The organism is Pseudomonas sp. PS01301 (assembly GCF_029960215.1).
Lineage (GTDB): Bacteria > Pseudomonadota > Gammaproteobacteria > Pseudomonadales > Pseudomonadaceae > Aquipseudomonas > Aquipseudomonas coleopterorum.
The window spans coordinates 42,675-48,944 of sequence record NZ_JASCPM010000035.1; the positions used below are offsets into that span (position 1 = coordinate 42,675).

The 6,270-nt window shown below is 67.3% G+C and carries 5 protein-coding genes; all 5 read left to right on the forward strand.

Annotation, left to right across the window (positions count from 1 at the left end; all coding sequences use genetic code 11):
* Positions 1-6 precede the first annotated feature (6 nt).
* From QMX89_RS17020 to QMX89_RS17040, 5 genes are read left to right on the forward strand one after another with little or no spacing between them, the layout of a single operon-like run.
* The gene (locus tag QMX89_RS17020; protein ID WP_090362396.1) at positions 7-1,239 is read left to right on the forward strand and encodes an NRAMP family divalent metal transporter; all 1,233 of its coding nucleotides are present in this window, start codon (positions 7-9) and stop codon (positions 1,237-1,239) included.
* A gap of 28 nt (positions 1,240-1,267) precedes the next feature.
* The gene (locus tag QMX89_RS17025; protein ID WP_282349102.1) at positions 1,268-2,038 is read left to right on the forward strand and encodes a 5-oxoprolinase subunit PxpA; all 771 of its coding nucleotides are present in this window, start codon (positions 1,268-1,270) and stop codon (positions 2,036-2,038) included.
* Positions 2,035-2,841: a putative hydro-lyase gene (locus tag QMX89_RS17030; RefSeq protein WP_282349103.1), complete on the forward strand. Its 807-nt coding sequence runs from the start codon at positions 2,035-2,037 to the stop codon at positions 2,839-2,841. The genes QMX89_RS17025 and QMX89_RS17030 overlap by 4 nt, the downstream gene beginning before the upstream one ends.
* Before the next feature lie 9 nt (positions 2,842-2,850).
* Positions 2,851-4,470, forward strand: coding sequence for a 5-oxoprolinase/urea amidolyase family protein (locus tag QMX89_RS17035; RefSeq protein WP_282349105.1), 1,620 nt, complete (start codon positions 2,851-2,853; stop codon positions 4,468-4,470).
* Positions 4,467-6,212 (forward strand): biotin carboxylase N-terminal domain-containing protein, encoded by a 1,746-nt coding sequence (locus QMX89_RS17040; RefSeq protein ID WP_282349106.1) that lies wholly within the window; start codon positions 4,467-4,469, stop codon positions 6,210-6,212. The genes QMX89_RS17035 and QMX89_RS17040 overlap by 4 nt, the downstream gene beginning before the upstream one ends.
* Positions 6,213-6,270 lie beyond the last annotated feature (58 nt).

The window sequence follows — 6,270 nt, forward strand, 5'->3', positions numbered from 1 at the left end:
ACAGCCGTGACACAGACCGCCAAGGACTTCACCAAGGCGCGTCGCTCTTCCCTGATTGCCGCGATCTTCATGATGGCCACTTCGGCCATCGGCCCAGGCTTCATTACCCAGACCGCGACCTTCACGGCCAAGATGGGCGCGGCGTTCGCGTTCGGCATCCTGGCTTCGATTCTCATCGACTTCGTGGTCCAGTTGAATATCTGGCGTATCGTCACACTGACGCGCATGCGGGCGGCCGACGTAGCCAACAAAGCGATTCCAGGCAGCGGCTACCTGCTGGCGGTACTGGTCATTTTCGGCGGCGTGGTGTTCAACGTTGGCAACATTGCCGGGGCCGGGCTGGGCCTGAATGCGCTGCTCGGGCTGGATCCGAAATGGGGCGGCGCCCTGAGCGCGTTGCTGGCCATCGGTATCTTCATGTCTCACCGCGCTGGCCTGGCAGTGGACCGTATCATCGTCGTGCTGGGCCTGGTGATGATCGGCATGACCCTGTTCGTTGCCTTTGCCTCGAACCCGCCGCTGGGTCAGGCGCTGTACCAGACCATCCTGCCCGAGACGGTGGATTTTGCCATCATCACCACCATCGTCGGCGGCACGGTAGGTGGTTACATCACCTACGCCGGTGCGCATCGTCTGCTGGACCGTGGCACTACGGGGATCGAGAACCTGCAGGCGGTGAACAAGGCTGCCCTGAGCGGCATCCTGGTGACCGGCCTGATGCGCTACATCCTGTTTCTCGCCATTCTCGGGGTGGTTGCCAGTGGCGTGGTCATCGACATCTCGGGCCAGGGTGCCAATCCGGCGGCTCAGGCTTTTCAGGCCACCGCAGGTGAATTCGGCCTGCGTATTTTCGGCTTGATCCTGTGGGCGGCTGCCATTACGAGCGTAATCGGCGCGGCATACACCTCGATCTCGTTCATCACCGTGTTCTCGCCCAACATCAGCGAGAAGGCGCGCAACCGCGCCACCACCATTTTCATCGGCGTGTCGCTGCTCGTCTTTGTCCTGATGGGTACGCCGCCTGCCGCATTGCTGCTCTTCGCCGGCGGTTTCAACGGTCTGATCCTGCCCATCGGGCTGAGTATCTTTATCTACGTCGGCTGGCGCCGGTCGGACCTCATGGACGGCTACCATTATCCTCGCTGGCTGCTGGTGCTGGGTGTATTGACCTGCCTGCTCACCTGGTACATGGCGATCAAGTCGGTCGGACCAATCTTCGCCTTCCTCAAGGTCGTATGAGCCAGAACAACTACAAGGAATCTCCCCAATGCCAAGCATAGATATCAACAGCGACCTGGGTGAAAGCTTCGGCGCCTGGAGCATGGGCGACGACGACGCCATGCTCGACATCGTGACCAGCGCCAACGTCGCCTGCGGCTTCCATGCGGGCGATCCGGCCGGCATCCTGCGCACCCTCAAGGCGGCTGCGGCCAGGCAGGTCAGCATCGGCGCCCATGTGTCCTACCCGGACAAGGTCGGTTTCGGTCGCCGCAACATGGACGTGGCCAGCGACGAGCTGACCGCCGACGTCATCTACCAGATCGGCGCGCTGCAGGGCCTGGCCCAGGCCGCGGGCACCTGCGTCAGCTACGTCAAGCCCCATGGCGCGCTGTACAACACCATCGCCCACGATCGCCGCCAGGGGCTGGCCGTGATCGCCGCGATCCGCGCGGTCGACCCTGGCCTGGTACTGGTGGCCCTGGCCGGTTCGAGCCTGATCGAACTGGCCCGTGAAGAAGGCCTGACATGCGTCGCCGAAGCCTTCGCCGATCGCGCCTACACGCCTGAAGGCACCTTGGTGTCGCGTCGCGAGCCCGGTGCCGTGCTGCACGATCCGCAACTCATCGGCCAACGCATGCTGCGCCTGGTCGAGGAAGGCACCCTGGAGGCCATCGACGGCAGCATCACCCGCATCCAGGCCGATTCCATCTGCGTGCACGGCGACAGCCCGGCCGCCGTGGCCATGGCCCGCGAACTGCGGCGCGTGCTGGAGCAGGCGAACATGCAACTGCAGCCGTTTGCCGGAGGCCGACCATGAGCGCACTCGAACGCGCAGCGAAGAGCGCCATCGAGGCCGCTCGGGCAGCCCGCGCCGACTACCGCGGCGGGCGGGTAGCGCCTTCCGCTGGCATCGCCCCAGGCATGACCCAGGCCAACCTGATCGCCCTGCCCCGCGACTGGGCCTACGATTTTCTGCTGTACGCCCAGCGCAATCCGAAAGCCTGTCCGATCCTCGACGTCACCGATGCCGGCAGCCCGCACACCGTACTGGCCGAGGGCGCAGACCTGCGTACCGATCTGCCGCTGTACCGTGTCTGGCGCAACGGCCAATTGGTCGAAGAGATCAGCGACGCCCGCCACGCCTGGGCCGAGCACGACGACATGGTGACCTTTCTCATCGGTTGCAGCTTCACCTTCGAAACCGCGTTGCAGGAAGCGGGCATCGAAGTCCGGCACATCGCCGATGGCAGCAACGTGCCGATGTACCTGAGCAACCGTGCCTGCCGCCCCGCCGGGCGGCTGCGCGGTGACATGGTGGTGTCCATGCGCCCGATCCGCGCCGACCGTGTGGCGGAAGCCTGCACCATCACCGCCCGCTATCCCTCGGTGCATGGCGCGCCGGTGCACGTGGGCGACCCGGCGCTGCTGGGCGTCGCCGACCTGGCCCGTCCCGACTTCGGCGACGCCGTGCGCATCGAACCGGGCGAAGTGCCGGTGTTCTGGGCCTGTGGGGTCACGCCCCAGGCAGCGGTCATGGCCTCGGGTGTGCCGTTCGCCATCACCCATTCACCCGGCCATATGTTCATCACCGACGTGCCTGACAGCACGTACCACGTCTAGGAGATTGCCGTGCGTTTTCTACCGGTCAACCTGGACACCCTGATGGTCGAGCTCGACGACCTCGAGCAGACCCTGGCCCTGTTCGACGCCTTGAGCGCCGAGCCGATCGCCGGCGTGGAAGAAATCATTCCGGCCGCGCGGACGCTGCTGATCCAGTTCCGACCCAGCGCCATCACTCGGCAGACGCTGGTCGATCAACTCGCCCGGCGCGATGCCAGCCAGCGCCGTGCCGTCGAGCAGCGGCGGGTGGAGATCCCGGTGCACTACAACGGCGAAGACCTGGATGAGGTCGCCGCGCTGTTGCAGATCAGCCGCGAGGAAGTGATCCGACGCCACACCGCCGACGACTACAGCGTCGCCTTCTGTGGCTTCGCCCCGGGATTCGGCTACCTGACCGGCGGCGCCGGATTCCAGGTGCCGCGCCGGAAGACGCCGCGCACGCGCATCCCTGCGGGCGCCGTGGCGCTGGCGGGTGAATTCAGTGGCATCTACCCCAAGGCCAGCCCCGGTGGCTGGCAGATCATCGGCGTTACGCCCTTGCAGATGTGGGACCTGGAGCGCGCCGAACCGGCGCTGTTGCGGCCCGGTTACAAGGTCCGCTTCGTCGATGCCGGGCCTCTGCCCGCAGGCGGCCTGCCCGCACCGGCTGCGCCCGCCGCGGCCCTGCCGCCGAGCGGCGCGTACCTGCAGATTCTCAGCCCCGGCCTGCACAGCGTGCTGCAGGACACCGGGCGCATCGGCCAGACCGGCCAGGGCGTGTCCCGCTCCGGCGCGCTGGACCTGGGCGCCCTGCGCGCCGCCAACCGCGCCGTTGGTAACCGCTCGGACATGGCCTGCGTGGAAACCGTGCTCGGCGGCCTGCGCTTCACCTGCCATGGCCACGCGGTGATCGCCGTCACCGGCGCACAGACCCCGGTCATCCTTACCAGCGCCAGTGGCCTGCAATGGCCTGTGGACAACTATCGGCCCATCGAACTGGCGCCGGGCGACACCGTTACGCTGGGTGCGCCCAGCGCCGGGCTGCGCAGTTACCTGGCGATCCGCGGGGGCTTCGACGTGACGCCGGTGCTCGGCAGCCTGTCGACCGACACCCTGGCCCAGGTCGGTCCGCCCGCCCTGGCCGCCGGCGACCATTTGGGGTTCACGCCGCCAACGGGCGGCACCAGCGTATCGCTCAGTGAAGCCCCGGCGTTTGCCCTGCCGAAAACCGCCGACACCGTCACTCTCGATGTGCTGATGGGCCCGCGCAGCGACTGGTTCACCGCCGACGCCATCGAGCGCCTGAGCAGCCAGCCGTGGCAGGTCACCGCACAGTCCAACCGCGTCGGCATTCGCCTGGCCGGTGAAACGCCGCTGGAACGCAGCAATCACCAGGAGCTGCCCAGCGAAGGCACCGCCGTGGGCGCCATTCAGGTACCCGCCAGCGGCCAGCCGGTGCTGTTCCTCGCCGACCACCCGCTGACCGGCGGCTACCCGGTGATCGCCGTGGTCGCCAACTACCATCTCGATCTGGCAGGACAGATACCGGTCAACGCCTGGATTCGCTTCAACCCGGTGGCCGCCTTCGAAGCGCTACACCCCACCGCGCCTGCCCCTTCTTCACCTGCCGATGTGGAACGACTTCCATGAAAAAGCTCCTGATTGCCAACCGCGGCGAGATCGCCGTGCGTATCGCCCGTGCCTGCCGCGACCACGGCGTGCAGTGCGTGGCGGTGTACGCCGATGCCGACATCGACGCCCTGCATGTACGCCACGCCGACGAAGCCTATGGGCTCGACGGCCAGCGCTCTGCCGAAACCTACCTGAACATCGAGAAGTTGCTGGCGGTGGCCAAGCGCAGCGGCGCCGATGCCGTGCACCCCGGCTATGGGTTCCTCTCCGAGCGGGCCGATTTCGCCCGCGCCGTCATCGAGGCCGGGCTGATCTGGGTCGGCCCCAACCCCGAGACCATCGACGTGCTGGGCGACAAGGTCGAAGCCCGCAAGATCGCCCAGGCCGTGGGTGCGCCTCTGGTGGCCGGTACGCCGGGGCCGGTGGAAAGCGCCGACGAGGTGCTGGCCTTCGCCGAGCAGCATGGCCTGCCCATCGCCATCAAGGCCGCGTTCGGCGGTGGCGGACGCGGCATGAAAGTCGCCTGGCGCCTGGACGAGGTGACGGAACTGTTCGCCTCGGCGGTGCGCGAGGCCGAGGCCGCCTTCGGCCGCGGCGAATGCTACGTCGAACAGTTTCTCGACCGCCCGCGCCACATCGAAGCGCAGATCCTGGCCGACCGGCACGGCCAGGTCGTGGTCGTGGGCACGCGCGACTGCTCCTTGCAGCGCCGTAACCAGAAGCTGGTGGAAGAAGCGCCCGCGCCGTTCATCACGCAACAGCAGCGCGAGCGTATCCACCAGGCGGCCCGCGACATCTGCGCCAAGGCCGGGTACGTCGGCGCCGGTACGGTCGAGTTCCTGCTCAGCCAGGATGGCACCCTGTCGTTCCTGGAGGTCAACACGCGCCTGCAGGTCGAACACCCGGTCACCGAGGAAACCACAGGCGTGGACCTGGTGATCGAGCAACTGCGGATCGCCGACGGCTTGCCCTTGTCGTTCACCGAAACGCCCGTGCCGCGAGGCCACAGCTTCGAATTCCGCATCAACGCCGAAGACCCGGGCAAGGGCTTTCTGCCCACACCTGGCCAGATCGGTGAGTTCCTTCCGCCGTTCGGCCCCGGCGTACGCCTGGACAGTGGCGTGGTCAGCGGGTCGAGCGTGCCCAGCCACTTCGACTCGATGATGGCCAAGCTCATCGTCACCGGCGCCACCCGTGAGCAGGCCATTGCCCGCGCCCGACGCGCCCTGGCCGAATTCAGTATCGAAGGCATCGCCTCGGTACTGCCGTTCCACCGCGCCGTGATGGATCACGCGGATTTCACCGGTCCCGAGCGCTTCGCCGTGCACACGCGCTGGATCGAAACCGACTTCGCCGAATCCATCACCCTGGCGCCGCGGGTCGAACCCAAGGCCGACGCGGACATCCTGCGCACCTTCGTCGAGATCGACGGCAAGCGCCACGCGCTCGGTCTGCCCGCTGCATTGCTGCGCGGCATGAGCCTGGACGCGGCACCCGCTGCCCAGGCACAGGCTTCGGCTTCGGCTTCGGCAGAGGTGGACGCCCAGGCGCTGCTCACTCCAGTGGCGGGCAACCTGCACACCTGGGTGGTGGAAGACGGCGCCGACGTTTCCAGCGGGCAGGTAGTGGCCGTGGTGGAAGCGATGAAGATGGAGACCTCGGTGCTGGCGCCGTGTGCAGGCCGCGTGCAGATCGGCCAGCAAGCCGGTGACTACTTCGAAGCTGGCGCCGTGATCGGTCGTATCCAGACCGACAACTGAGCGGTGGCTGCAGGCCCAATAGCAGCCGGCGGCACCGGGCCCTGGCCCAGGTGCCGCG

Coding starts and splice junctions, on each gene's coding strand:
- QMX89_RS17025 (WP_282349102.1), top strand. CDS start 1,268: ATGCCAAGCATAGATATCAACAGCGACCTGGGTGAAAGCTTCGGCGCC.
- QMX89_RS17040 (WP_282349106.1), top strand. CDS start 4,467: ATGAAAAAGCTCCTGATTGCCAACCGCGGCGAGATCGCCGTGCGTATC.
- QMX89_RS17030 (WP_282349103.1), top strand. CDS start 2,035: ATGAGCGCACTCGAACGCGCAGCGAAGAGCGCCATCGAGGCCGCTCGG.